This window comes from Sulfitobacter sp. 1A10359 (assembly GCF_043558145.1).
GTDB lineage: Bacteria > Pseudomonadota > Alphaproteobacteria > Rhodobacterales > Rhodobacteraceae > Sulfitobacter > Sulfitobacter faviae.
The window spans coordinates 61877-86531 of record NZ_JBIFGB010000001.1 but is presented as its reverse complement, the minus strand read 5'-3'; the positions used below and the strand labels follow the sequence as shown (position 1 = coordinate 86531).

The 24655-nt window shown below is 62.5% G+C and carries 26 protein-coding genes; 17 read left to right on the top strand and 9 right to left on the bottom strand.

Features of this window, described 5'->3' with window-relative positions:
* Positions 1-80: 80 nt before the first annotated feature.
* From guaA to ACGYK2_RS00400, 10 genes are all read left to right on the top strand, one after another.
* A complete protein-coding gene (guaA, locus tag ACGYK2_RS00445; RefSeq protein ID WP_168612961.1) occupies positions 81-1643 on the top strand; it encodes a glutamine-hydrolyzing GMP synthase in 1563 nt (520 codons plus the stop codon).
* A gap of 1 nt (position 1644) precedes the next feature.
* Positions 1645-1923 carry a putative quinol monooxygenase gene (locus ACGYK2_RS00440; protein ID WP_271687413.1) on the top strand — a complete coding sequence of 93 codons (279 nt, stop codon included), beginning with the start codon at positions 1645-1647 and terminating at the stop codon, positions 1921-1923.
* On the top strand, positions 1920-2789 hold the full coding sequence (locus tag ACGYK2_RS00435; protein WP_271687414.1) for a DMT family transporter: 870 nt from the start codon (positions 1920-1922) through the stop codon (positions 2787-2789). Before ACGYK2_RS00440 ends, ACGYK2_RS00435 begins: the two co-directional genes overlap by 4 nt.
* A 121-nt stretch (positions 2790-2910) precedes the next feature.
* Positions 2911-4053, top strand: coding sequence for an OmpP1/FadL family transporter (locus ACGYK2_RS00430; RefSeq protein ID WP_271687415.1), 1143 nt, complete (start codon positions 2911-2913; stop codon positions 4051-4053).
* Between the two features lie 110 nt (positions 4054-4163).
* Complete coding sequence (locus ACGYK2_RS00425; RefSeq protein WP_271687417.1) at positions 4164-5096, top strand: DMT family transporter; 933 nt, start codon at positions 4164-4166, stop codon at positions 5094-5096.
* Positions 5097-5108: 12 nt separating this feature from the next.
* A complete protein-coding gene (locus tag ACGYK2_RS00420; protein ID WP_271687418.1) occupies positions 5109-5969 on the top strand; it encodes an ATPase in 861 nt (286 codons plus the stop codon).
* A gap of 56 nt (positions 5970-6025) precedes the next feature.
* Positions 6026-6943, top strand: coding sequence for a homoserine O-succinyltransferase (gene metA / locus ACGYK2_RS00415; protein WP_271687420.1), 918 nt, complete (start codon positions 6026-6028; stop codon positions 6941-6943).
* Complete coding sequence (locus ACGYK2_RS00410; protein ID WP_271687421.1) at positions 6927-7916, top strand: alpha/beta fold hydrolase; 990 nt, start codon at positions 6927-6929, stop codon at positions 7914-7916. Before metA ends, ACGYK2_RS00410 begins: the two co-directional genes overlap by 17 nt.
* Before the next feature lie 40 nt (positions 7917-7956).
* A complete protein-coding gene (ppk2, locus tag ACGYK2_RS00405; protein WP_271687423.1) occupies positions 7957-8826 on the top strand; it encodes a polyphosphate kinase 2 in 870 nt (289 codons plus the stop codon).
* Positions 8819-9436: a TetR/AcrR family transcriptional regulator gene (locus tag ACGYK2_RS00400; RefSeq protein ID WP_067266873.1), complete on the top strand. Its 618-nt coding sequence runs from the start codon at positions 8819-8821 to the stop codon at positions 9434-9436. The genes ppk2 and ACGYK2_RS00400 overlap by 8 nt, the downstream gene beginning before the upstream one ends.
* Positions 9437-9448: 12 nt before the next feature.
* On the opposite strand, the gene ACGYK2_RS00395 is transcribed toward ACGYK2_RS00400, so the two are convergent.
* A complete protein-coding gene (locus tag ACGYK2_RS00395) occupies positions 9449-10444 on the bottom strand; it encodes an LLM class flavin-dependent oxidoreductase (RefSeq protein WP_271687425.1) in 996 nt (331 codons plus the stop codon).
* A gap of 238 nt (positions 10445-10682) precedes the next feature.
* Between ACGYK2_RS00395 and ACGYK2_RS00390 the strand changes: the two genes are divergently transcribed.
* On the top strand, positions 10683-11372 hold the full coding sequence (locus tag ACGYK2_RS00390) for a hypothetical protein (RefSeq protein WP_271687428.1): 690 nt from the start codon (positions 10683-10685) through the stop codon (positions 11370-11372).
* Positions 11373-11519: 147 nt separating this feature from the next.
* Here ACGYK2_RS00390 and rpsI read toward each other — a convergent pair whose 3' ends face one another.
* The 3 genes from rpsI to ACGYK2_RS00375 form a co-directional block, all read right to left on the bottom strand.
* Complete coding sequence (rpsI, locus tag ACGYK2_RS00385) at positions 11520-12020, bottom strand: 30S ribosomal protein S9 (protein ID WP_271687429.1); 501 nt, start codon at positions 12018-12020, stop codon at positions 11520-11522.
* Positions 12021-12022: 2 nt separating this feature from the next.
* Complete coding sequence (gene rplM, locus ACGYK2_RS00380; RefSeq protein WP_067266879.1) at positions 12023-12484, bottom strand: 50S ribosomal protein L13; 462 nt, start codon at positions 12482-12484, stop codon at positions 12023-12025.
* A gap of 160 nt (positions 12485-12644) precedes the next feature.
* A complete protein-coding gene (locus tag ACGYK2_RS00375) occupies positions 12645-14060 on the bottom strand; it encodes a PLP-dependent aminotransferase family protein (protein ID WP_271687431.1) in 1416 nt (471 codons plus the stop codon).
* A 110-nt stretch (positions 14061-14170) separates the two neighbouring features.
* On the opposite strand from ACGYK2_RS00375, the gene ACGYK2_RS00370 reads away from it, so the two are divergent.
* Positions 14171-14401 (top strand): DUF1127 domain-containing protein, encoded by a 231-nt coding sequence (locus ACGYK2_RS00370; protein ID WP_271687433.1) that lies wholly within the window; start codon positions 14171-14173, stop codon positions 14399-14401.
* Positions 14402-14654: 253 nt separating this feature from the next.
* Here ACGYK2_RS00370 and ACGYK2_RS00365 read toward each other — a convergent pair whose 3' ends face one another.
* A complete protein-coding gene (locus tag ACGYK2_RS00365; RefSeq protein WP_271687434.1) occupies positions 14655-15083 on the bottom strand; it encodes a PaaI family thioesterase in 429 nt (142 codons plus the stop codon).
* Positions 15084-15141: 58 nt separating this feature from the next.
* On the opposite strand from ACGYK2_RS00365, the gene ACGYK2_RS00360 reads away from it, so the two are divergent.
* The 4 genes from ACGYK2_RS00360 to gluQRS all read left to right on the top strand — a co-directional run bounded on the left by ACGYK2_RS00360 (position 15142) and on the right by gluQRS (position 19039).
* Complete coding sequence (locus ACGYK2_RS00360) at positions 15142-15927, top strand: enoyl-CoA hydratase (protein ID WP_271687436.1); 786 nt, start codon at positions 15142-15144, stop codon at positions 15925-15927.
* A gap of 249 nt (positions 15928-16176) precedes the next feature.
* Positions 16177-17517 carry a methylenetetrahydrofolate--tRNA-(uracil(54)-C(5))-methyltransferase (FADH(2)-oxidizing) TrmFO gene (trmFO, locus tag ACGYK2_RS00355; RefSeq protein WP_271687437.1) on the top strand — a complete coding sequence of 447 codons (1341 nt, stop codon included), beginning with the start codon at positions 16177-16179 and terminating at the stop codon, positions 17515-17517.
* 53 nt (positions 17518-17570) lie between these two features.
* Positions 17571-18185, top strand: a complete 615-nt coding sequence (locus ACGYK2_RS00350) for a class I SAM-dependent methyltransferase (RefSeq protein ID WP_271687438.1) — start codon at positions 17571-17573, stop codon at positions 18183-18185.
* Positions 18182-19039 (top strand): tRNA glutamyl-Q(34) synthetase GluQRS, encoded by an 858-nt coding sequence (gene gluQRS, locus ACGYK2_RS00345; RefSeq protein WP_271687440.1) that lies wholly within the window; start codon positions 18182-18184, stop codon positions 19037-19039. The genes ACGYK2_RS00350 and gluQRS overlap by 4 nt, the downstream gene beginning before the upstream one ends.
* A 9-nt stretch (positions 19040-19048) precedes the next feature.
* Here gluQRS and hisI read toward each other — a convergent pair whose 3' ends face one another.
* A complete protein-coding gene (gene hisI, locus ACGYK2_RS00340; RefSeq protein WP_271687442.1) occupies positions 19049-19408 on the bottom strand; it encodes a phosphoribosyl-AMP cyclohydrolase in 360 nt (119 codons plus the stop codon).
* 75 nt (positions 19409-19483) lie between these two features.
* On the opposite strand from hisI, the gene ACGYK2_RS00335 reads away from it, so the two are divergent.
* On the top strand, positions 19484-19945 hold the full coding sequence (locus ACGYK2_RS00335; RefSeq protein ID WP_271687444.1) for an iron-sulfur cluster assembly scaffold protein: 462 nt from the start codon (positions 19484-19486) through the stop codon (positions 19943-19945).
* 192 nt (positions 19946-20137) lie between these two features.
* Here the strand turns inward: ACGYK2_RS00335 and ACGYK2_RS00330 are convergent, their stop codons facing one another.
* From ACGYK2_RS00330 to ligA, 3 genes are all read right to left on the bottom strand, one after another.
* Entirely contained in the window at positions 20138-20266 is a 129-nt protein-coding gene (locus tag ACGYK2_RS00330; RefSeq protein WP_269451604.1) for a hypothetical protein, read from the bottom strand.
* 99 nt (positions 20267-20365) lie between these two features.
* A complete protein-coding gene (gene recG / locus ACGYK2_RS00325; protein ID WP_271687446.1) occupies positions 20366-22456 on the bottom strand; it encodes an ATP-dependent DNA helicase RecG in 2091 nt (696 codons plus the stop codon).
* The gene (gene ligA, locus ACGYK2_RS00320) at positions 22453-24573 is read right to left on the bottom strand and encodes an NAD-dependent DNA ligase LigA (protein WP_271687448.1); all 2121 of its coding nucleotides are present in this window, start codon (positions 24571-24573) and stop codon (positions 22453-22455) included. Before ligA ends, recG begins: the two co-directional genes overlap by 4 nt.
* Between the last annotated feature and the right edge of the window lie 82 nt (positions 24574-24655).

Here is a 24655-nt window from a genome sequence, read left to right as displayed (position 1 = left end):
GCGAATTAAACGCGGGCGGCACCGGTCTTCGGCCTGCTAGAGACTTGCCAGAGCGCGCGCACGGGCCTAATCACAGCCCCATGACAGATATCACCCATGACCGCCTTCTCATCATCGACTTCGGCAGCCAGGTCACGCAGCTTATCGCGCGTCGCCTGCGGGAGCTGAATGTCTTTTGCGAAATCCACCCGTTCAACACGGTGGACGAAGCCTTCCTCAAGGAATTCGCGCCTAAGGCGGTGATCCTGTCGGGTGGCCCGTCCTCGGTGTTTGCCGAAGGCGCGCCGCGTCCGCCGCAGGCCGTTTTCGAACTGGGCGTGCCGATCCTTGGCATCTGCTATGGCCAGCAAGTCATGATGCACTGCCTTGGCGGCCATGTGGAGCGCGGCCATGGCACCGCTGAATTCGGTCGGGCCTTTGTCACCCCCACGGGCCAACAGCTTGATCTGCTCGAAGGCTGGTTCGCCACCGACCGCGAACAGGTCTGGATGAGCCATGGTGACCACGTCAGCAAGATCGCCCCGGGGTTCGAGGTCTATGGCACCTCCCCCAACGCGCCTTTCGCCATTACCGCCGATGTTGAGCGTCACTTCTACGCGGTGCAGTTCCACCCCGAGGTGCATCACACCCCCAACGGTCCGCGCCTGTACGAGAACTTCGTGCGTCTGGCGGGCTTCAAGGGCGACTGGACCATGAGCGCCTACCGTGAAGAAGCCATTGCCGCGATCCGCGAGCAGGTCGGCGACCAAAAGGTGATCTGCGGCCTTTCAGGTGGCGTCGACAGTTCCGTTGCCGCGGTGCTGATCCATGAGGCCATCGGCGACCAGCTCACCTGCGTCTTCGTCGACCACGGTCTGCTGCGTAAAGGTGAGGCCGAAGAGGTCGTCACCATGTTCCGCGACCACTACAACATGCCGCTGATCCACGCCGACGAGCAGGAGCTGTTCTTGGGCGAGCTGGAAGGCGTCAGCGACCCCGAGACCAAGCGCAAGATTATCGGCAAGCTCTTCATCGACGTGTTCCAGAAACATGCCAAGGAAGTGGGCGATGCGACCTTCCTTGCCCAAGGCACGCTCTACCCCGACGTGATCGAAAGCGTCTCCTTCTCCGGCGGTCCCTCGGTCACCATCAAGAGCCACCACAATGTCGGCGGCCTGCCCGAGAAGATGGGCCTGAAACTGGTCGAACCGCTGCGTGAACTCTTCAAAGACGAGGTGCGCGAACTGGGCCGCGAGTTGGGCCTGCCGCCCTCCTTCATCGGTCGCCACCCCTTCCCCGGGCCGGGTCTTGCGATCCGCTGCCCCGGTGAGATCACCCGCGAGAAACTCGACATCCTGCGCGAAGCCGATGCGGTCTATATCGACCAGATCCGCCGCCATGGGCTTTATGACGATATCTGGCAGGCCTTCGTGGCGATCCTGCCGGTGCGCACCGTGGGCGTGATGGGCGATGGCCGGACCTATGACTTCGCCTGCGCCCTGCGTGCGGTGACCTCGGTCGATGGGATGACGGCGGATTACTACCCCTTCTCGCATGATTTCCTTGGTGAAACCGCCACACGGATCATCAATGAGGTGCCGGGCATCAACCGCGTGACCTATGACATCACCTCGAAACCTCCGGGCACCATCGAGTGGGAATAAAATGCGGGTGGCCCTGACCGGCCACCTACGCTGCGCCACCCGGGCCGAGGCGGATCGGGTGCGCGCAGGGCTCGACGCGCATCTGCGTCTCACCCGGGCCGAGCCGGGCTGCCTGCGCTTCGACGTGACCCCGACCGACGATCCCCTTGTCTGGCAGGTATCGGAGCTCTTTACCGACCGGGCGGCCTTTGAGGCGCATCAGGCCCGTGCCGCAGCATCGGACTGGGCGCGGCTCACCGCCGGGATCGCCCGCGACTATCAGATCACAGAAACCACATGAGCCCCACCTTTCGCGCTGCACTCTGGATGATCGGCTCCATCGGGTCATTCTCAACCATGGCCGTGGCGGGGCGCGAACTCTCGGCGCGGTTCGATACTTTCGAGGTGATGCTTTACCGCAGCGTGATCGGCGTAATCATCGTGCTGTCGCTTGCCGGTGCCACGGGCGCGTGGCGGCAGATCAACACCCGCAACTTCGGCCTGCAACTGCTGCGCAACCTTGCGCATTTCACCGGGCAGAACCTGTGGTTCCTGGCCGTGTCGCTGATCCCGCTGGCACAGGTCTTCGCGTTGGAGTTCACGTCGCCGCTATGGGTCATCGTCCTGTCAATCTTCCTGCTGGGCGAACGGCTGACCGCGACACGGGCGCTGGCCGCCATCATGGGGTTCATCGGCATCCTGATCGTGGCGCGGCCCGATATCGGCAACCTCAACACCGGCATTCTGGCGGCGGCGGGCTGTGCCGTCTTCTTTGCCCTGACCAATGTGCTGACCAAACGGCTAACGCGAACCCAAGGGATCACCACGATCCTCTTCTATCTCACCACGTTGCAACTGCTGTTCGGCTTGATCGCGGCGGGCTACGATGGCGATATCGCCAGCCCCACGGCTGAGACGATGCCCTTCCTGTTGCTGGTCGGCGCCTGCGGCCTGCTTGCGCATTACTGCCTGACCAACGCACTCAGCCTCGCCCCCGCGACCGTGGTGGTGCCGATTGATTTCGTGCGCCTTCCGGCCATCGCGGTTGTGGGCATGCTTCTCTATGCCGAAGCGCTGGATATCTGGGTCTTCGTCGGGGCCGCGATCATCTTTGCTGGTAACTACCTCAACATCTGGTTTGAGACCCGCAAAGCACACCCAAGGTAATGTTTGCGCAGATTTCAACCTGACCCAAGGTCAGTGATTGACGCAAACGGCAGCAATCCGCTTAGATCGTTTCTAACCTGTGCCGGGGAGGAACCGCACAGAAGTCTTGGGAGGAAAGCAAATGAAAACCTATTTCTTGGCAATTCCGGCACTGTTGGCATCTACGGCAATCGTTCAAGCTGGCGGCATCGATCGGTCGGGCCAATCCATCAATGCCCTGTTTGAAAGCGGGCGCTATGCGGAGTTCAGCTTTGGTGCAATTTCGCCCGATACAAGCGGCACATCTACAGCGGCAGTGCCACCGCCGTTCGGTGCTGGTGCCAATTCTGGTGACATGACGTCGAGCTACCTCCAGTTCGGCGCGGCCTATAAGGCCGACATCAACGAACGTTTGTCCTATGCCATCATCTATGACCAGCCCTTTGGCGCGGATGTCGATTACCCCGCTGGTACGGGCTATTATGCTCAGGGCTCGCAGGCCGATCTTGACAGCCACGCGCTGACCGGGCTGCTGCGCTACCGGATGAACGACAACTTTAGCGTTCATGGTGGCGTTCGCGTCCAGAGCATTGAGGCTACTGCGACCGTTCCATTCGTCACAGACACCAGAGGTCCGTTTGCTGGAGCGCCGTATCGTGTTGACGGTGACCGCGATATCGGGGTCGGCTATGCCGTGGGCTTCGCTTACGAAAAGCCCGAAATCGCGATGCGGGTCTCGCTGACCTACAATTCCAAGATCAAGCACGACGTGGATACGACCGAGAACTCTGTACTCGGCGGCCCTAATCAATCGACCACAGAGATCGAGACGCCGCAGTCGGTGAACCTTGAATTCCAGACCGGCATCGCGGAGGACACACTGCTCTTTGGCGGAGTTCGCTGGGTCGACTGGTCAGACTTCGACATTTCGCCCGCGAACTATGGCACGCTGACCCGCGGTGGCTCGCTCGTCAGCTACGATGACGACGTTTTCACCTACTCGCTCGGCGTCGGCCGCCGTCTGAACGACAACTGGTCGGTCTCGGCCTCCGTCGGCTATGAGAAGTCCAACGGCGGGTTCGCCTCCAACCTCGGGCCGACCGATGGCAACAAAAGCCTCGCTCTGGCTGCCGTCTATACTCGCGACAACATGAAGATCACCACCGGCGTGCGCTACGTCAACATCGGTGATGCAGAGACAACTTTGAACGGTGTGAATGCATCGGGCGAGTTCGAAGACAACGATGCTCTGGCCTTTGGTGTGAAAGTAGGCTTCACCTTCTGATCCACACCAGAACTGTTGAGATTACGCCGCCTGAGCCTCTCGGGCGGCGTTTTTTATGCATGCGCATCTTTCGGGTCGTGCCGATCAATGGAACAGCCTAAACCCAAGCCATGATCACACAGAAAACCATCCCCCCGCGCGCTTGGATCGAAATGGGCTGTCTCGCCCTGCTCTGGGGCGCGTCCTTTGTCGCCGTGCGGGTGGCCTTGGATGAGATCGGGCCGCTGACCTCGGTCGCTCATCGGGTGTTCTGGGCGATGTTGGTGCTTTGGGCCGCCGTCGCCACCATGCGCCTGCCACTGCCGCGCGACCCGCGCATCTGGGCGGCCTTCCTGCTGATGGGGCTTTTGAACAATGTGATCCCCTTTTCGCTGATGGCATGGGGGCAGCTGCACATCCCCTCGGGGCTGACCTCGATCCTCAATGCCGCCACCGCGATCTTTGGCGTGCTGGCCGCCGCCATCTTTCTGGCGGATGAGCGGATCACCCCGCGCAAGGCGATTGGCGTCTGCCTTGGCTTCGCCGGCGTCAGCACCGCTATCGGATTGGAAAATCTCACGAATTTCGACCTCGGCAGCCTTGCACAACTGGCCGTGCTGGGCGGGGCGATGTCCTATGCCATGGCCGGTGTCTGCGCACGCAAACTGCTGCCGGGCCAGCCGCCGCAACTGGCCGCCGCCGGGATGCTCACCGGAGCCACGCTGATCATGCTGCCGCTGGCATGGGTGGCGGAGGGACCGCTGACGCTCAACCTCGCCCCCGCCACGCTCATGGCCATTGCCTATTACGCGCTAGCTGCCACCGCGCTGGCCTATCTGCTCTACTACCGTGTGCTCGGCATGGCGGGCAGCAGCAACCTGATGCTGGTCACGCTGCTGGTCGCACCAGTCGCGATCCTCTTGGGCGCTTGGCTGCGTGATGAGACCCTGCGCCCCGCTGCCTATGGCGGTTTCGCCCTTCTCGCACTTGGGCTTCTGGTGCTCGATGGCCGCATCTGGCGTCTGGTGAAACACTGGGGTAGTCAGGGGAAACGAAGCACTTAACCTTGGTGATACATGCTCTACCCCACGGCTGACGATTGGCGCGCGGCGCCGCGGCGCAAAGTTCTGATCTTCGGCATGTCGGGCTTGGGCAAGACCCATCTCTCCAGCCTGCTGCGCGCCAGCGGGGATTGGTTTCACTACTCCATCGACTACCGCATCGGCACCCGCTACTTGGGCGAGCTCATCGCCGACAATGCCAAGGCCGAGGCGATGAAAGTGCCCTTCCTGCGCGACCTGCTGCTGAGCGATAGCATCTACATCGGATCGAACATCACCTTCGACAATCTGTCGCCCGTGGCGACATGGCTGGGCAAACCGGGCGACCCTTCGCGCGGCGGGCTGCCGATGGAAGAATACGCCAAACGGCAACAGGCCTTCCGCCGGGCCGAGATCAACGCCCTGCAAGACACCGCCTATTTCGCCAACCGCGCCGAGGCGCTCTATGGCTATCCGCATTTCATCTGCGACACCGGTGGCTCGATCTGCGAATGGGTCGACCCCGAAGACCCGAACGACCCGCTCCTGCGGCAATTGGCCGAGGAATGTCTGCTGGTCTGGATCAAGGGCGACGAGGCCCATACCGAGGAACTTATCCGCCGCTTTGACAAAGCGCCCAAGCCGATGGCCTATCAGCCCGAATTCCTCGCCCGGGCATGGGCTGATTATCTGGCCGAGAAAAACATCACCGAGGATGCGGTGAACCCCGACGATTTCATCCGCTGGACCTATGCCGCCGCCCTGTCGCACCGCCAACCGCGCTACGCCGCCATGTCGAAATGGGGCGTCACGATCACCCCTGCCGACATCGACGCGCTGAAAGCTCCCGAAGACTTTACCGACCTCATTGCCCGCCACCTGCCCGCGGGCGGTTGAACCCGCCCCGCCCAAGATTATCTGACTGCACTGGCTACCCCTGAAAGACCTGTCTCATGCCCATCAAGATCCCCTCCCGCCTGCCCGCCTTCGACGTTCTGCGCAACGAAGGGGTCATGGTGCTGGACGAGGAACTGGCCTCGCGGCAAGACATCCGCCCCCTGCGCATCGCTCTGCTGAACCTGATGCCCAAGAAAATCCAGACCGAGAACCAGTTTGCCCGGCTGATCGGTGCGACACCCTTGCAGATTGAACTGAGCCTCATCCGCATGTCCGACCACCGGACCCGCAACACCGCCGCCGAACATATGGAAAGCTTCTACCGCCCCTTTGAGGAGATGAAGGCCGAGAAGTTCGACGGGCTGATCATCACCGGCGCACCGATCGAACATCTCGACTTTGACGAGGTGACCTATTGGGACGAGCTGCGCGAGGTGATGGAATGGACCCAGACCAACATCCACTCCACCTTTGGCGTCTGCTGGGGCGGCATGGCGATGATCAACCACTTCCACGGCGTCAAGAAACACATGCTGAGCGAAAAGGCTTTCGGCTGTTTCCGGCACCGCAACCTCGCGCCCGCCTCACCCTATCTGCGCGGCTTTTCGGATGATTGCACCGTGCCCGTCTCGCGCTGGACCGAGATGCGGCAAGACGAGGTTGACGCCCATCCCGGCCTGACCACGCTTTTGGGCAGTGATGAGGTTGGCCCCTGTCTGATCGAAGACCCCGCGCACCGCGCGCTCTATGTCTTCAACCATTTTGAATACGACCGCGACACGCTCAAGCAAGAGTATGACCGCGATGTCGAGAATGGCGTGCCGATCAACGTGCCCTGCAACTACTACCCCGAGGATGACCCCGCGCGCACGCCGGTGAACCGCTGGCGCAGCCATGCGCATCTGCTTTATGGCAATTGGATCAACGAGATATACCAAACCACCCCCTTTGATATGAATGAGATCGGCCATTAAACTGCTGCTTGCCCTCCTCCTCGGGCTGGCGCTGCTTACCGCGCTCGTCCAATGGCGCGCCGCGCGGCATGAGGCGCGGGCCGAGGCAAGCCATCCGCCTGAGGGGGAAATCATCACGGTCGACGGCCTGCCAGTCCATGCCAAGATCATCGGCAGCGGGCCGGATCTGGTGTTGATCCACGGGGCCAGCGGCAACCTGCGCGATTTCACTCTAAGCTTCGCTGAGCGGCTGAGCGACCGCTACCGCGTCATCATGTTCGACCGTCCCGGCATGGGCTATACCGCCCGCCTCCCCGGCGCGCGCGGCGCGTGGAACCCGCTGGGCGAGTCGCCACAGGAACAGGCCGCCCTTTTGCTGAAAGCGGCGGATCAACTGGGCGTCGAAAACCCCATCGTGCTGGGCCATTCCTTTGGCGGGGCCGTGGCGCTGGCTTGGGGGCTGCAACGCCCTGATGAGACCGCAGCGCTGGTGCTGGTCTCTGCCGTGTCGGAGCCTTGGCCCGGCGGTCTGGGCTGGCTCTATAACGTCAGCGCCTCACGGCTTGGCGGTGCGCTCTTTATCCCAGCCGTCACCGCCTTTGTGCCAGACAGAGTGGTGCAAAGCAGCATCGCGGCGATCTTTGCCCCACAACAGCCGCCCGAAGGCTATGCCGATCACATCGGCACGGGCCTCACCCTGCGCCGCAGCGCCAGCCGCGCCAATGCGCAACAGGTCCACCAGCTTCGCCCCCATGTGGTTGAAATGGCAGCGCAATATGACCGCCTGACCATGCCGGTCGAGATCATCCACGGCGATGCCGATACCATTGTGCCGATGCATATCCACGCCGAGGAACTGATCAAAGACATCCCCGACGGCGCCCTGACCCGCCTGCCCGGCATGGGCCATATGCCCCATCACGCCGACCCGCAGGCGGTGGTCGATGCCATCGACCGCGCCGCCGCCCGTGCCGGTTTGCGTAAAGCGCCTTAACATCCCATATTGAAACAAGAACAACCCGCAAGGAGCGCCCATGGACCTGCCCTTTGACGGCGCAATCAGCGCCTTTTACGAAAACGACGCCCCCGAGGACATCCGCCAAGCGATCCAGCGAGCCGACAAGGACGATATCCTTTCGCCCAGCTATCCGCATGACGAACGTCTGTCACGCAAGACCTATGAGCGCGACTATGACCGTTTGCAGATCGAGATGGTCAAACTGCAATCATGGGTGCGCGAAACCGGGCAGCGGGTGGTCATGGTTTTTGAGGGCCGCGACGCCGCTGGCAAAGGCGGCACGATCCGCCGTATGCGCGAAAACCTGAGCCCGCGGTCTGCGCGGGTGGTGGCCTTGTCGAAACCCACTGAAACCGAACAGGGCGAGTGGTATTTTCAGCGCTATATCAAACACTTGCCCACGGCGGGCGAGATGGTTTTCTATGACCGCTCTTGGTACAATCGCGGGGTGGTGGAAAAGGTCTTTGACTTCTGCACCCCCGAACAGCGCGCGCATTTCTTTGAACAGGTCACCCCGTTCGAGCAGATGCTCGTCGAAGACGGCATTCACCTGATCAAGTTCTGGCTCAACGTGGGCCGGGCCGAGCAGTTGCGCCGCATGTTGTCGCGCGAGTCCGATCCGTTGAAACAGTGGAAACTCAGCCCCATCGACGTCCAAGGTCTCGCGAAATGGGAGGAGTATTCCGCCGCCATCGCCGAGACACTGCTGCGCAGCCACACGGATGAAACCCCGTGGACGGTGATCCGCTCTGACGACAAACGTCGCGCCCGTCTGGCGGCCATGCGCCATCTGCTGCACCGTTTCGACTATCCTCAGAAAGACGCCAAGGCGATCGGCAAGATCGACGATGAAATCTGTGGCAGCCCGGACATCTGGGATGCCTAAGCGCGGCTACCATCATGGCAACCTGCGCCAAGCGCTGATCGACGCGGCGCTTGAGTTGATCGAGCAGCGCGGCCCCACGGGTTTCACCCTTTCCGAGGCCGCCAAACGCGCGGGCGTCACCCCGGCGGCGGTCTATCGCCATTTTGAGGGCCGCGAAGACCTCATCGCCGAGGCCGCGCATCAAGGCTATGATATCTTTGCCGATTTGATGGAATTCGCCTATCAATCCGGCCAGCCCTCGGCGCTCAAAGCCTTTGAGGCGACGGGCCGCGCCTATCTCGCTTTCGCCCGCAAACATCCCGGCCATTACATCGCGATGTTCGAATCCGGCATCTCGGTCAACCGTACGCCGGAACTGGCCCATGCCGCCAACCGCGCAAATGCGGTGCTGGAACGCGCGGCCACAGACCTCAGCCAACATATCCCGGCGGACAAACGCCCGCCTGCCTCAATGTTCTCAGCCCATATCTGGGCGATGAGCCATGGCGTAGTTGAGCTTTTCGCCCGCAACTCGCCCGGGCGCGCCTCACCCTTCCCGCCCGATGACCTACTGGAAACCGGGATCGGGATTTATCTGCGGGGCTTGGGGCTGGTCAGCCCCGACGAATGAGGGCGGCGGCCCTTAGGCCGCCACTGTCATCTCCTGCAAGACATTCGCCGCAATCTCGAACGAGCGCAGGCGCGCGGCGTGGTCGTGAATCTGCCCGGTCAGGATCAACTCATCGGGGCGATGCTGCGCGATCAGCGTTTCCAACTGGCGTTTCACCGTCTCAGGACTGCCCACGGCAGAGATGCGCAATGCGTGGTCGACCCCTTGGCGCAGGCCCGCGCCGATCTCGGCATCGATGTCGCGCACCGGGGCCGGAAGCTTGCCGGGGCGGCCAGTACGCAGACGGGCGAAAGCCTGCTGCATGGTGGTCCGCAGATAGGCGCCCTCCTCATCCGTTTCGGCGGCAAAGACGTTCACCGCCAGCATGAAACGCGGTTCGGGGCAGGCTTCGGATGGTTTGAAATCCCGGCGATAGATCGCCGTGGCCTCTTCCAAGGCGTCCGGCGCGAAATGCGAGGCAAAGGCATAGGGCAACCCGAAATGGGCCGCCAATTGCGCACCATAGAGCGAGGAGCCGAGGATCCAGATCGGCACATACGTCCCCTCCCCCGGATGGGCGCGGACCGGTGCGCTGGGATCGGGCGCACCCAGATAGGCCATCAACTCGGCCACGTCATCGGGGAATTGATCGCCCGCGCTCATGCCCCGGCGCATGGCGCGCATCACCGCCTGATCCCCGCCCGGCGCGCGGCCCAGCCCCAGATCGATCCGGTCGCCATGAATCGCCGCAAGCGTGCCGAACTGTTCGGCAATGGCCAAGGGCGCATGGTTGGGCAGCATCACCCCACCCGCGCCGACGCGGATCTCTTTCGTGTGATCCGCCACATGCCCCAGCAGAACCGAGGTCGCCGCCGAGGCGATGCCGGGCATATTATGATGCTCCGCCATCCAAAACCGGTGATAGCCCTTGGCCTCGGCCAGTTGTGCCAGAGCGACGGAATTGGCGATGGCGGTGGTGGTGTCCGACCCTTCGGGCACTGGCGCAAGATCAAGAACTGAATACTGCATGACTGTCTCCTGTGTTGGGGCTGATATAGGCAGGCACAGCCCCGCCCGGAACCACGTCGCCCCAGAAAAACCAACGACTTGGGCGAAATTTCCGTCGATCACAATGTTATGTTCTAACGCATGCCAGATATGCGCAATCGGGCCTTGCCGCCCCCCGGTGAGCGCCCTATCCGATGGGCCTTCACAACCTGACCTCGCCAGTCGCAGACAAGCTATGGTCCAAAACTAGGCAAATGCCATGAATATCAAACATCTTATCGGGTTCGGCCTCACCGCCGGGCTGCTCTCCTCTGCTGCCTATGCGCAGGAAAACGTCACTACCGGTTTCGACCCGGTCATCGAAGACCGCAGCATGACTTCCATGGTTGGCTGGACCGCCGGCGTCTCTGCCGCGACACGGTTCAACACGTCGGATGATTTCGATCACCTCGAAAACGAAGTCGAAGGTTTTGTCGAACTGACCTACGGCGGCTTCCACACCGGGCTGAGCGCGACTTCGCTTTACCAAGACCCCAGCGATGACGTCGAATTCGAAGCAAACCTCGGCTACGGCGCGGACTTCGGTCAGGATCTCAGCTGGGATCTGACCTATGGCTACATCTGGCTGAACGATTCCAAAGACCACAGCGAAGAGATTACCGCGACGCTGGGCTTCCCCATCGGGCGTGACGCCTCGGGCGCATTCGCCGTGATCATCGACCCCGACAATGGCGAAAGCGATCAGGAAGTCGCGTTTGAAGCGCCCCTGTCCGAGCGTTGGACCGCCGTTGGCCTCATCGGCAACAGCGACCGCGACGACAACATCTATGCCGAAGCCGGTGCCGTTTATGACTTCGGTGACGGCGTCACCTTCGAAGCGCTTTACGAAGACACCAACGATGGCGACGGCGTGCTGGGCTTCACCGTGAGCTACGAAATCGGCGGCTAAGCCGTCTCGGGATCAGAAGCGATCCGACCCTAAGGCCGCTGCGGGAGACCGCGGCGGCCTTTTTCGTATCCCGCGGCCAACCCTGCTTACCGCAACGAAAAAGGGCCACCCCGGAGGGCAGCCCTTTCGCAAACTTGATCGGTAAGCTTAACGCTTGGAGAACTGGAAGCTCCGGCGCGCTTTGGCCTTACCGTATTTCTTACGCTCGACGACACGGCTGTCGCGGGTCAGGAAGCCTGCCGCTTTCAGCGCACCGCGCAGGGAGGGATCGTAGAGCTGCAGCGCTTTGGAGATGCCGTGCTTGACCGCGCCCGCTTGACCGGACAGACCGCCACCTTTGACAGTCGCGATCACGTCGAACTGGCCTTCGGTGTTGGTGATGCCGAACGGCTGCGCGAGGATCAGCTGCTGCACGGGGCGCGCGAAGTATTCGTTCTGCGGCTTGCCGTTCACGATGACCTTGCCGGAACCGGGCTTAATCCAAACGCGGGCGACCGCGTCTTTACGCTTGCCGGTGGCATAGGCGCGGCCCAGTTCGTCACGAACCGGCTCACGGGGGGTCACTTCGGTCTCGGTGCCCTGCGCGCCGCCGATGTTGTCGGTCACGGCTGCTTCCAGACCGTCGAGGGATTTGATTTCGTCAGCCATGCTCATGCACTCCGCGTGTTTTTCTTGTTCAGGGATTTGACATCCAGAACTTCGGGGCTCTGCGCCTCATGGGGGTGTTCGCTACCTGCATAGACGCGCAGGTTGGTCATGATCTGGCGGCTCAGGCGGTTGCCGGGCAGCATGCGCTTGACCGCTTGGGTCACAACACGCTCAGGATGCGCGCCTTCGAGGATCTGTGCCTTGGTGCGCGATTTGATGCCACCGGGGTGGCCGGTGTGCCAGTAGAAGTGCTCTTCGCGCTTCTTGCCGGTCATCTGCACCTTGTCGGCGTTGATGACGATCACGTTGTCGCCGCAATCCATATGCGGCGTGAAGGACGGCTTGTGCTTGCCGCGCAGGCGCATGGCAACGATCGAGGCGAGACGGCCCAGCACGACGCCTTCGGCGTCGATGATGATCCATTTCTTGTCGATATCTGCCGGTGTCGCAGAAAAGGTTTTCATGGATGAATTCCCGTTTGAGGTTGGTCGGAACGAGGAATCCCCGCCCGGTGTCTGATGGTGGCGTTATAAACACCTGCATCGCCGGGTCAAGCGCATCAATACCTGATTTTATTTTCGAAAACAATGTGTTATGATTTAGGTATAATAATACCCCATATTTCTACACGCTGATCTGCTCCGGTGGATTGTCCAGAAGGCAGCGCAGCCGCTGCATCGCTGCCTCGAAAGAGCGCAGGGAGACATGGGCGTTCACCGCAATGCGCACCGCATGGGGTGCGCGGCCATCGCGCAGGGCGAATTCATCGGCCGAGCGGATCTGCACGCCCTGCGCCTCTGCCGCGCGGCAGAACCCGGCGGCCCGCCACCCCGGCGGCAGTTGCAACCAGAGGAAGGGCACATCGCGCGACCATTCCAAATCGTGGCCGCCCAGATGATTCACCGCCACTTCGACATATTCCGCCAGTCTTTCGCGAATATCCGCGCAGATCGTCTTGAGCCGTGGGTCCGTCAGGAGAATCCGCGTGGCTTCGGCCAAGGGACGCGCGAGGCCGAAATAGCCATATTCCGCAACCCGCCGCAGGTCCGCCGCGCGGCCTGCGGGCGCCAGTGCAAACCCCACCCGCAAGGCAGGCGTCAATTCCTTTGAAATCGAAGAGACATGCCAGACATGCTCGGGCCAGAGCGAGCGATAGCTCGGCGCGCGGGCGAGGCCCATGCGGTAGCAATCATCCTCCAAAATCTCCAACCCATGCCGTTTGGCGACTTCCAACAGCGCACGCCGCCGTTCAAGGCTGGTGTGGCTGCCCGTGGGGTTATGCACCTCCGGCGTCGTGCAAAAGACCTGCGCCCCGCTGTCGCGCGCGGCCTTGTCCAGCGCCTCTGGCAGCACGCCCTCTGCGTCCATCGCCACCCCAACCACCTCGGCGCGCAACACCTCTGCCGCGCGGCGAAACCCGGCGTAGGAGAGGTCTTCGACCAGCATCACCGGCTTCGGCCCCGAGAGGATCGCTTGCAGTACCAATACAATCCCGCTCTGCCCGCCATGCGACAGCACGACGTCACGCTCGCTCAGCGGCCCGAGGGCGAGATGCGACAGCCAGTCGACCACCGCTTGCCGCACCGGGGCATAGGCGTCGCGGGTGGGATAGTTCATCAGGTCCTCGCCTGGCACATCCGCCACCTGCCGCAGGGCGCTGCGGATCAGCGCCACCTGCCCCATGTCCGGCAGGCGCGGGCTGAAGAGGCTGACCGCATCCGTATCGGCAACCTCCAACTCCTTGATCCAACTATCTTGTTCGCGATTCCAGACATCTTCGCGGATGGCCGCCTGCGGCGGGGCGACAAAGGTGCCACGGCCCACCTCGGCCTCTAGCAGACCCTCATCGGTGAGGATGGTATAGGCCCGCGCCACGGTGCCGGGGGTAATCCCCAATTGCCACGCCAGTTCCCGCACCGGCGGCAGCTTATCCCCCACCGCCAGAGCGCCGGAGTTGATCCCCTGCCGGATGGTCAGCGCGACGAGCTTGTACTTCGGCCCCTGCCCCTCGGCCAGTGTCGGCTGCCAAATTGTACCCATTACAATATTCCTGTGGTCAAATTGTATCGCGCTTTGTACCGTTGTATCTGTAGACATTCTACACTTTGTGTCAATACAATTTTGCCGATACAATTTCAAGGAGTTCCCCCATGACACAGGCACGCCCCCTTACCGCTGATGCAATGACATTGACGACATACCGCGCCCTGCCGGTCCCTGCGGTGATTGCGCTGCGCTTTGCGGCGGTCGTGACCACATGGGCGGCCCGCCGACGCACCCGGATCGCGCTTGCCGCGCTTGAACCGTGGGAGCTTGAAGATGCGGGACTTACACCGGAACAAGCCTCGGCCGAGGCTTCCCGCGTGTTCTGGCAGGCGTAGCTTCCCTGTGGCGACTGCCAGACCTCTTCCTCGGGCCGGGTTTTCCCGGCCCTTTTTTGTGGCCTTTGAGAATTCCTCGGCCCGGTCTCAAGCCGCAGGCGCCGGGCCATCGCCTGCCCGCCCCGGCGGGCTGGCGATTTGGTGAGGCTGGGCGCATTTGCGAGAAGGCGCATCACGGCTGCGCCATAAAGTGGCATGGACCGGCGTCGCAATCGCCACCCCACGGTCAGGCGCTGGCCCTAAACTCTGCCCCTCACCCCATCGACGCTGGCGGAATCGCATAGGTCAGCCCGGCCCGCGCGACCGGCCTGTCCGACCCTTCGGAATAGATCAACACATCCGTCACCGACAGCTGCCGCCCCAGCTTCAGCAGCTTGGCATGGGCCACCAGCGGCACATCCGCCAGCGGTTTGCGCATGAAATCAATCGAGCAATTCGTCGTCACCGCCAGCGCCTTGGGCCCGATCATCGCCAGCGTCACCAGATAGGCCGAGACATCCGCCAGCGCGAACATCGACGGGCCGGAAACAGTCCCTCCGGGCCGCAGATGGCGACGGCTGGTCAACAGGCGCATGGTGATCTCGTTCTCGGCCACATGATCCACGGCGAAATCATCCGCCACCTGATCGAACACCTCCCGCATGAAGGCCTCCAACGCCTCCGCATCCATCACCACGGCCATACTTGTCCTCCCTGCTGTCCTCGGCGTAACGTTGGCGTGATCAACCGGGGAGGGCAAGGTGGCAATTCTTGACGTTACGGCACGCGGGCCGGTGACCCACCTGCGCATGAACGCCCCCGAACGGCTGAACGCCCTGTCGGACGAAATGCTGGCCGCCCTGCACGCGCGCTTCGACCAATTGGCCCAAGACCGCGCCACGCGGGTCATCGTCCTTTCCGGCGCCGGCAAAGCCTTCTGCGCGGGCCACGACCTGCGCCAAATGACCGCCATGCGCCAAGCCGAAGACGGGGGAGCGGCGGGCTTCAAAGACCTTTTCGACCGCTGCGCCGCCCTGATGGCCCGCATCCAAAGCCTGCCGCAGCCCGTCATCGCCCAAGTGCATGGCATCGCCACCGCAGCGGGCTGCCAATTGGTCGCCACCTGCGATCTGGCCATCGCCGCGGATGACTGCCGCTTTGGCGTCAACGGCGTGAACATCGGCCTTTTCTGTTCGACCCCCATGGTCGCCCTGACCCGCAACATCCCGCGCAAACAGGCGTTTGAGATGCTCACCACCGGTGAGTTCATCTCTGCCCCTCGCGCTGCTGAACTGGGCCTGATCAACCGCGCCGTGCCGGGGGACCAACTGACCCAAGAAACCGAGGCACTGGCCGAGAAGATCGCCGCCAAACTCGGCACCGCCGTCGCCCATGGCAAAGGCGCCTTCTACCAACAAATGCAGATGGCCAGCGAACAAGCCTACGCCTTCACGGGCGAGGTCATGGTCCGCAACATGCTCGAGGCAGAAACACGCGAGGGCATCGACGCCTTCTTGGAAAAACGCCGACCCGATTGGCCCCAATGATTGTTTCCAAAACCGCCAGCCTTTGTTGCCACGCTGGGGCTGGCAAATCTGGCGAAATCACGGCATAGTTATGTTAGGGCATAGAAACCCTGATGATTTTGGGTCGCCACAGGCGGAAGGTCCCTCCGGGTCAGCCTCTCACTGACCGACCATTCCCGCCGCGGCGACCCCAAAACCATTCCTCTCCCGCAGCCTCATCGCCCCTTCTTGCCTGTTGCGTGCGGCGCTGCCCTGCCCTACATCGCCCCCATGACAGATACATTGCACATCATCGGCGGCGGCATGGCCGGATCAGAGGCGGCTTGGCAAGCGGCGAACGCGGGCGTGAAGGTCGTGATCCACGAGATGCGGCCCAAGGTCGAAACCTTCGCCCACCAAACCGGGCTTCTGGGCGAGATGGTGTGCTCCAACTCCTTCCGCTCGGATGATGACGAACAGAACGCCGTCGGCCTGCTGCATTGGGAAATGCGTGCCGCCAACGGGCTGATCATGGCCTGCGCCGACAAAAACCGCCTGCCCGCAGGCGGCGCATTGGCGGTGGACCGCGACCCCTTCGCGCAGAGCGTGACAGACACGCTGCTCGCCCACCCCAACATCACCGTCGAATATGGCGAGATCACCGAACTGCCGCGCGACGGCAAATGGATCATCGCGACCGGTCCGCTGACCTCGGGCAAGCTCGCCGAAGCCATCGCGGCTGAAACCGGCGCCGAGGCGCTGGCCTTTTTCGACGCCATCGCGCCGATCGTCTATTTCGACAGCATCGACATGTCCAAAGCTTGGATGCAGTCGCGCTATGACAAGGGCGAGACCGAGGAAGAGCGCACCGCCTACCTCAACTGCCCGATGGACAAGGAGCAATACGAGGATTTCATCGACGCGCTTTTGGCCGCCGAAAAGACCGAGTTCCGCGAGGGCGAAACCGCAGGCTATTTTGACGGCTGCCTGCCCATCGAAGTGATGGCCGAACGGGGCCGCGAAACCCTGCGCCACGGCCCGATGAAACCCGTGGGGCTGACCAATCCGCACCAGCCCAAGGTCAAGGCCCATGCCGTGGTGCAATTGCGCCGCGACAATAAACTGGGCACGCTGTACAATATCGTCGGCTTCCAGACCAAGATGAAGTACGGCGCGCAAACAGATGTTTTCAAACGCATTCCGGGGCTGGAAAACGCGCGCTTCGCCCGTTTGGGCGGCATCCACCGGAACTCCTTCATCAACTCGCCGACACTGCTCGACGACCAGATGCGCCTGCGCAGCCGCGACAATATTCGCTTTGCGGGTCAGATCACCGGTGTCGAAGGCTATGTGGAAAGCGCCGCCATGGGCCTGCTGGCGGGCCGCATGGCCGCCGCTGAAATCAAGGGCGGCAGCCTGCCCACCCCGCCCGACAGCACCGCCATGGGCGCGCTGATCACCCATATCACCGGCGGGGCCGAGGCAAAAACCTTCCAACCGATGAACGTGAACTTCGGCCTCTTCCCCCCGGTCGAAGGGCTGAAATCGGGCCGCCGTGGCCGCAAGGACCGCTACAAAGCCTATACCGACCGCGCGAAGGCCGATTGGCAAACATGGCTTAATCAAGGTTAACGCCACAGGGGTTAACACTGGATCCTCCCGCCCATCCCCCATATCCTAGGGGCATGACACAGCATTTTTTCGACAAGGCCTATGCGGCGCGGGACACCAATGTGATCCGCAGCCTCTATGACGAATGGGCAAGCAGCTATGACGAGGACATCAAGGCGCAAGGCTATGCCACGCCCGACCGCGCCGCTGCCACGCTCGCAGAATTCCTCGACGACAAAGAGCAGCCGATCTTCGACATCGGCTGCGGCACCGGGCTGTCCGGCGCGGCGCTGAAACAGGCGGGTTTCAGCACCATCGACGGCGGTGATGTATCCGCTGCCATGCTGGAGCAAGCGCGCAAAAAAGGCATTTACCGCAACCTATTAGAACTCGAAGTTGACGCGCCGCTTCCCTTTGCGCCCGGAACTTATGCAGCGATCAGCGCCATCGGTGTGATCGGCCCCGGTGCGGCTCCGATCACCCTCTTCGATACGCTCATGCATGGGTTAGAAAAGGGCGGTAAGCTCCTATTTTCACTAAATGAAAAGGCGCTGGAAGATCGCGGTGCTTTGGGCATGATCCACGAATGGACCGATTGCGGCGCGGCGATCCTTCTCTTTGCCGAGGAAGGGCCGCACCTGCCCGGGATCGACATGAAGTCTACCGTATATCTGATTGAAAAGAATTGACTCTCACCACCAGATTCGCGCCATCCCCGACCGGTCCACTGCACCTCGGCCACGCCTATTCCGCACTCTTGGCCCATGATCTGGCAACGGCGGCAGGGGGCGATTTTCTGCTGCGGATCGAAGACATAGACCAATCCCGCGCGCGTGCGCATTGGGAGGCGCAGATCTACGAAGACCTCGCATGGCTGGGCATCGACTGGCCGCAACCCGTCATGCGGCAATCGGATCGAATGGCGGCCTATCAAGCCGCCCTAGATGCCCTCTGGTCGCGCGGTCTGCTCTATGCCTGCACCTGCAACCGCCGCGACATTGCCGCTGCCACCAGCGCGCCGCAAGAGGGAGCAGAACCCGTCTACGGCCCCGATGGCCTCATCTACCCCGGCACCTGCCGCACGGCAGGCCACCCCAAGAGCTCCGGCGCGCTGCGCCTTGATATGCGTAAGGCACTGGAAACCCTTGGCAATACCAAGCTAAGCTTCACCGAAAACGGCCAGGGCCCGAATGCCGAAACCGGAAAGATCACCCTTTCCCCCGATCAGTTGATCGACACGGTCGGGGATGTGGTCTTGGCCCGCCGCGACATGGGCACGTCCTATCACCTTTCGGTCGTGCTCGACGACGCCGCGCAGGGGGTGACGCTGGTCCCGCGCGGGGCCGATCTGTTTGAGGCGACCTACATTCATGTGGTGCTACAGGCATTGCTCGATCTGCCGACGCCGCTCTATCACCACCACCGCCTGATCCGCGATGACAGCGGCAAACGACTGGCCAAACGTGATGACGCCCGCGCCATCGCGCTCTATCGCGAGAACGGCGCCACGCCCGACGAAATTCGTGAAACCGTCGGGCTTTAGCGCACGGTCTTAATCCATCGGCTTCATCAGTTCGACCTCTTCACCGTCCTGAATGCCCGTGTAAAAGCAGCTCCGCCGCCCGGTATGACAGGCCGGCCCGGTCTGATCCACCATCACCAACAGGCAGTCCCGGTCACAATCGACGCGCATCTCGACCAGCTTTTGCACATTGCCGCTGGTTTCGCCCTTCACCCAGAACGCCTGCCGCGAACGGCTCCAATAGGTGACCTTGCCGGTCTCGAGGCTGCGCGCGATGCTCTCAGCATTCATCCACGCCAGCATGAGCACCTCATGGGTCTCGGCGTCCTGCGCGATGGCCGGGATCAACCCCGCTTCGTTAAACTGAAGGTTTGCAGGATCAAATGTCATCGGGCACCTCGTGGAAATATTTGCATCTGTCTCTGCGGCGCTTATGTAGGGTTTCAGCACGAAAAGGAACAGCCCATGTCGGATGAGACGGACCTCATCAAGCTCTACTCCGCGCGCATTCTCGCGCTCGCGGCCGAGATCCCCCACTTGGGCCGCATGGAGGCCCCGCAGGCAAGTGTGAAACGCCGCTCACCGCTCTGCGGCTCCACCGTGACGGTCGATGTGCGGGTTGAGGATGGGCATCTGGCCGAGATGAAGCAGGACGTGAAAGCCTGCGCTCTGGGGCAAGCCGCCGCCGCCGTGGTGGGCGATGCCGCCCCCGGCAGATCGCTCGCGCAGATCACAACTGCACGCGATCAACTGCGTGCCATGCTTAAAGGCGAAGGCCCGGTGCCGGATGCCCCTTTCGACGGTTTCGAAGTGCTGACCCCCGCCACGGCCTATAAAAACCGCCATGCCTCCATCATGCTCAGCATCGAAGCATTGACGGAAGCGATGCAAGAGGCCGAAGCACCTGCCGAAGCGGGCGAACGCTGAACGCGGCCAACCTCAGCCCGCTTTCCCCACTGAAAAACTAAAAAAACGCCGCACATCCTGCGAAGGATGGCGGCGTCAGTCGGCGTGCCTCATGTGGGACCCACTTTGCCGAAACCCGACGCGGACAGGCAAGTCGGAGCATCAAATTGGGACGGATGCAGCGGCAAAACGGCATGAGAGCCTTGGCAGAACTCAGATAAAGGCGGGCAGATGCAGACCCACCACCAGCATCACGATCAAAGCGGCGGCCCCTGCTGCATCTTGCAGCAATGTGGCCTGTGATCTGACGGCGATAGATTTTAGGGCAGTGTAAGTCATCATCAGTACCTCCTTATCTGTGTTGCTCCTTTGTTCTCATCTCTCCACCCGCAAGTAAAGAACTTTTTGAGAACATTCGCGAACATAATGATGTTCTGATCTCTAACCCACTGTTATTAAACGGATCGCCTCATCCTGCCGCATGAGCCACAAAAGCAGTCTCACAGCCTTGCCGCGTGGCCCTTCGAGGCTGGGGTCATCGGCCAAAAGCTTGCGGGCATCCGATTGCGCCACCGCCATCAGGCCCGCCTGCCGCTCCAAATCCGCCACGCGGAAACGCGGCACGCCGGACTGCGCCGTGCCAATCAGATCCCCCGTGCCGCGCATCTTCAGGTCGGTTTCGGCGATGACAAACCCGTCCTCGGATTCGCGCAGCACCTCAAGCCGCTGGCGGCCCGTCTCACTCAGCGGCGCTTGATACATCAAAAGGCAGGTCGAGGCGCCTGAGCCCCGCCCGACGCGACCCCGCAACTGGTGCAGCTGCGCGAGGCCGAAAATTTCTGCCCGTTCCACCACCATGATTGTTGCATTGGGCACGTCGACACCCACTTCGATCACTGTCGTGGCCACCAGCACCTTGGTCTCCCCCGATTGGAAGGCGCGCATGGCGGCGTCCTTCTCGGCGGGCGGCATCTGGCCGTGGACCAGCCCGACGACGCCCTCGCCCAGAGCGGCGCGCAGACGTTTAAACCGGTCCTCCGCCGCCGTGAGATCACTGACTTCGCTTTCCTCGACCAGCGGACACACCCAGTAGCATTGCCGCCCCTCGCTGATTGCATGGCGCATCCGGTCGATGACCTCATCCATCCGTGCGGTCGAGACGAGCGCGGTGCGAATGGGCTGTCGCCCTGGGGGCTTTTCATCCAAAATCGAAACATCCATATCGCCGTATTGCGCCAGCGCCAGACTGCGCGGGATCGGCGTGGCGGTCATCACGAGCACATCGGCAAGCTTCCCCTTACGGCCCAGTTCCAGTCGCTGCCGCACGCCGAAACGGTGCTGTTCGTCAACCACGGCGAGGCGCAGATCGGCAAAGCTGACATCCGCCTGAAAGACCGCGTGGGTGCCGACGAGGATCTGGATATCGCCGCGTTCCAGCGCCGCGAGCTTGGCCCGACGCTCGCCCCCCTTGTCGCGCCCGGTGAGCAGTTCCAGCACAACGCCCGCCTGCTCCGCCAGCGGTTGAAGCCCCATAAGGTGCTGACGGGCAAGGATTTCCGTCGGCGCCATCAGCACCGCTTGTCCCCCCGCCTCAACCGCGCGCAAGAGCGCCATGAAAGCCACCAGCGTCTTGCCCGCCCCCACATCGCCCTGCAACAGCCGGTTCATCCGGGTCTCGCGGCCCATGTCGGCGGTGATCTCTTCGATCGCGCGCTGCTGCGCGCCTGTGGGGCGATAGGGCAAGGAGGACAGGACCCTTTGTTGCAGCCGCCCGTCGCCCCGATTTGCCCGCCCCATCTTGCGCCGTTCATTCTGTCGCGCCAGCGCCAAGGTCACCTGATGGGCGAAAAGCTCGTCATAGGCCAACCGCTCGCGCGCGGGCGCGGTGGCGGTCAGATCCTCGGCCTTCCGCGGATCATGGGCGGCCTCTGCGGCGGCAGCGAAATCGGGCCAGCCGGCCTGCGCCACCTGCCCCGGATCGGCCCATTCGGCGACCACGGGCAGCCGTTTCAACGCGCCGCGGGTGGCCTTGTACATCAGCTTTTGCGTCAACCCGGAGGTCAGCGGATAAACTGGCTCAAAATCGGGAATGCTGCTGGCCTGATCCTCCGGCACCGCGAAATCGGGGTGGACCATCTGCGCCATCCCGTCGAAAAATTCCACCCGGCCCGAGACGTTGCGGCGGCTGCCTTCGGGCAATTGGCGCTGCCAGTAATCGCCCCGCGCGTGGAAATAGACCAGTTGAAAACTGGTCTGCGCGTCCTCGACCATGATGCGATAGGCGCCGCCCTTGTTGCGGGCCGGGCGATGCGCACCGATGGTGACCGCGACGGTCAATGTCGCGGGCAGATGCGCGTCCTTCACACTGTCGCGCAGACGGCGGTCGATGCCGGAATGCGGCAGGGTAAAAATCAGATCGCGCGGCGCTTGGATGCCCAATTGCCCCAGCACCTGCGCGGTCTTAGGCCCCACCCCTTCGAGCGTTTCCAGCCCGGCGAAAAGCGGGAAAAGCTGTTCCGGTCTGCCGCTCATTGGCCGTCGATCAGGGCCAGCCAGCCGTCTTCATCCAAGGTCTCGATCCCCAGTTCGGCGGCCTTTTTGGCCTTGGACCCCGCCCCCGGCCCCGCGACCAGAATGTCGGTCTTGCCGCTGACCGAGCCCGAAACCTTGGCCCCCAAACGCTCCGCCCGGGCCTTGGCCTCGGCACGGCTCATCTTCTCCAAGGTGCCGGTGAAGACGACCGTTTTGCCCGCCACGGGGCTGCCTTCGGTGTCGGGCCGCTCGGCAGGAATCACGGTCAGATGGGCCACCAACCGGACGATGGAGGCGCGCTCCGCCTCCTGCGCGAAGGCCGACACGAGCGAGCCTGCCATGACGCTGCCCACCCCATCGACGCCGATCAGATCGTCCCACGCCGGGCCGTCCAGCCCGCGGGCCTCGGCCATGGCGGCCTCGAAACTCTGCCAATCGCCGTAGTGGAGCGCGATCAGGTTCGACGCCGCCTCGCCCACATGGCGAATGCCGAGGGCAAAGATCAGCCGCGCCATGGGAATTTCACGCCGATCTTCAATGGCTTGGAACAGATTTTCGGCCGATTTCGGCCCCCAGCCTTCGCGGTTCTTCAACTGCTGCACGCCGCTGCCGTAACGCTCTTTCAGGGTGAAGATATCCGCAGGCTCTGCAATCCAGCCGTCGTGGTAGAACTGTTCGACCTGTTTGGCCCCCAAGCCATCAATGTCAAAGGCTTTGCGGCTCACAAAATGGATCAGCTTTTCAACGGCTTGGGCCGGGCAGATCAGCCCGCCCGTGCAGCGCCGCACCGCATCGCCCGGCTCGCGGATCGCATCCGATCCGCATTCCGGGCAGGCGGTCGGAAAGACGAAAGGCGCCGCATCCTCGGGGCGTTTCGACAGGTCAACATCGGCCACTTTGGGGATCACATCGCCCGCGCGGTAAATCTGCACCCAGTCACCGACGCGCACATCCTTGCCACCGCGGATTTCGGCGCCCTTGCTGTCGAGCCCTTTGATGTAATCCTCATTGTGCAGCGTGGCGTTGGAGACGACGACACCGCCCACCGTCACCGGCTGCAACCGCGCCACGGGGGACAATGCGCCGGTGCGCCCGACCTGAATGTCGATGCTTTCAAGCCGGGTCCATGCCAGTTCGGCGGCAAATTTATGGGCCACGGCCCAACGCGGGGTGGTCGAGCGAAAGCCGAGCCGGTCCTGCAGGGCAAGGTCATCGACCTTGTAGACCACGCCGTCGATATCATAGCCAAGCGTGGCGCGCTGCGCCTCGATCGTCTCATAATGGGCGACCATATCGCCCGGCCCCTCGCAAAGCGCGGTCAAAGGGTTGGTCGAGAACCCCAGTTCCGCCAAACGGTCAATGGCGCCTTTTTGGGTGTCGGCCAAGGGCGCCGAAAGCGCGCCCCAAGCATAGGCGAAGAACCGCAGGGGCCGCGCGCGGGTGATTTCGGGGTCTAATTGGCGCAGCGATCCGGCGGCGGCATTGCGCGGGTTGGCGAAAGTCTTGCCGCCCCTTTCCGCCTGCCGCGCGTTCAGGGCCGCGAAATCGGCGTGGCTCATATAGACCTCGCCGCGCACCTCCAGCAGATCGGGCGCGTTCTTGAGCTCTTGCGGGATGTCTTGGATCGTGCGGGCGTTCGCGGTGACATTCTCGCCCACAGCGCCATCGCCGCGGGTGGCGGCCTGGACCAGCACGCCGTTTTCGTAGCGCAGAGAAAGCGACAGCCCGTCGATCTTGGGCTCGGCCGTATAGGCCAGCGGCGCATCGGCGCCGAGGCCGAGGTATTTGCGAATCCGCGTGTCGAATTCGGTGACTTCCTCGGCATCGAAAGCATTGGCGAGCGAGAGCATCGGCACCGCATGGCGTATCTTCCCAAAACCTTCGGCGACCGGCGCGCCGACCTGTTCGGAGGGGCTATCGGCGCGCTTTAGGTCAGGGAAACGCGCTTCGATCTCGGCATTGCGGCGTTTGAGCGCGTCATATTCCGCATCGGAAATTTCCGGCGCATCTTCCGTATGATAGGCGCTGTTCGCCGCGCTCAACACCTCGGCCAGCCGGGCCAATTCCGTCTCTGCCTGCGCTTTGGTCAGCGCTTCAACCTCGATCTGGGATGTCACGATCTGCCCCCGATATTGTCATCTGTCGCTTAGATAGGTGGCGATCAGGGGCAGGTCTAGCGATTTCAGGGCGAATGATTTC

What these genes read in the sequence shown, in the direction of transcription:
- ACGYK2_RS00335 (WP_271687444.1), top strand. Translation starts at nt 19,484, where the DNA reads ATGTCGGATGAGACGGACCTCATCAAGCTCTACTCCGCGCGCATTCTC.
- ACGYK2_RS00440 (WP_271687413.1), top strand. Translation starts at nt 1,645, where the DNA reads ATGCGGGTGGCCCTGACCGGCCACCTACGCTGCGCCACCCGGGCCGAG.
- ACGYK2_RS00425 (WP_271687417.1), top strand. Translation starts at nt 4,164, where the DNA reads ATGATCACACAGAAAACCATCCCCCCGCGCGCTTGGATCGAAATGGGC.
- ACGYK2_RS00375 (WP_271687431.1), bottom strand. Translation starts at nt 14,060, where the DNA reads ATGGGTACAATTTGGCAGCCGACACTGGCCGAGGGGCAGGGGCCGAAG.
- metA (WP_271687420.1), top strand. Translation starts at nt 6,026, where the DNA reads ATGCCCATCAAGATCCCCTCCCGCCTGCCCGCCTTCGACGTTCTGCGC.
- ACGYK2_RS00350 (WP_271687438.1), top strand. Translation starts at nt 17,571, where the DNA reads ATGACACAGCATTTTTTCGACAAGGCCTATGCGGCGCGGGACACCAAT.
- ACGYK2_RS00365 (WP_271687434.1), bottom strand. Translation starts at nt 15,083, where the DNA reads ATGGCCGTGGTGATGGATGCGGAGGCGTTGGAGGCCTTCATGCGGGAG.
- recG (WP_271687446.1), bottom strand. Translation starts at nt 22,456, where the DNA reads ATGAGCGGCAGACCGGAACAGCTTTTCCCGCTTTTCGCCGGGCTGGAA.
- ACGYK2_RS00400 (WP_067266873.1), top strand. Translation starts at nt 8,819, where the DNA reads ATGCCTAAGCGCGGCTACCATCATGGCAACCTGCGCCAAGCGCTGATC.
- ppk2 (WP_271687423.1), top strand. Translation starts at nt 7,957, where the DNA reads ATGGACCTGCCCTTTGACGGCGCAATCAGCGCCTTTTACGAAAACGAC.
- rpsI (WP_271687429.1), bottom strand. Translation starts at nt 12,020, where the DNA reads ATGGCTGACGAAATCAAATCCCTCGACGGTCTGGAAGCAGCCGTGACC.
- ACGYK2_RS00395 (WP_271687425.1), bottom strand. Translation starts at nt 10,444, where the DNA reads ATGCAGTATTCAGTTCTTGATCTTGCGCCAGTGCCCGAAGGGTCGGAC.
- ACGYK2_RS00420 (WP_271687418.1), top strand. Translation starts at nt 5,109, where the DNA reads ATGCTCTACCCCACGGCTGACGATTGGCGCGCGGCGCCGCGGCGCAAA.
- ACGYK2_RS00390 (WP_271687428.1), top strand. Translation starts at nt 10,683, where the DNA reads ATGAATATCAAACATCTTATCGGGTTCGGCCTCACCGCCGGGCTGCTC.
- ACGYK2_RS00430 (WP_271687415.1), top strand. Translation starts at nt 2,911, where the DNA reads ATGAAAACCTATTTCTTGGCAATTCCGGCACTGTTGGCATCTACGGCA.
- trmFO (WP_271687437.1), top strand. Translation starts at nt 16,177, where the DNA reads ATGACAGATACATTGCACATCATCGGCGGCGGCATGGCCGGATCAGAG.
- ACGYK2_RS00370 (WP_271687433.1), top strand. Translation starts at nt 14,171, where the DNA reads ATGACACAGGCACGCCCCCTTACCGCTGATGCAATGACATTGACGACA.
- rplM (WP_067266879.1), bottom strand. Translation starts at nt 12,484, where the DNA reads ATGAAAACCTTTTCTGCGACACCGGCAGATATCGACAAGAAATGGATC.
- ACGYK2_RS00410 (WP_271687421.1), top strand. Translation starts at nt 6,927, where the DNA reads ATGAGATCGGCCATTAAACTGCTGCTTGCCCTCCTCCTCGGGCTGGCG.
- hisI (WP_271687442.1), bottom strand. Translation starts at nt 19,408, where the DNA reads ATGACATTTGATCCTGCAAACCTTCAGTTTAACGAAGCGGGGTTGATC.
- ACGYK2_RS00330 (WP_269451604.1), bottom strand. Translation starts at nt 20,266, where the DNA reads ATGATGACTTACACTGCCCTAAAATCTATCGCCGTCAGATCACAGGCC.
- ACGYK2_RS00435 (WP_271687414.1), top strand. Translation starts at nt 1,920, where the DNA reads ATGAGCCCCACCTTTCGCGCTGCACTCTGGATGATCGGCTCCATCGGG.
- guaA (WP_168612961.1), top strand. Translation starts at nt 81, where the DNA reads ATGACAGATATCACCCATGACCGCCTTCTCATCATCGACTTCGGCAGC.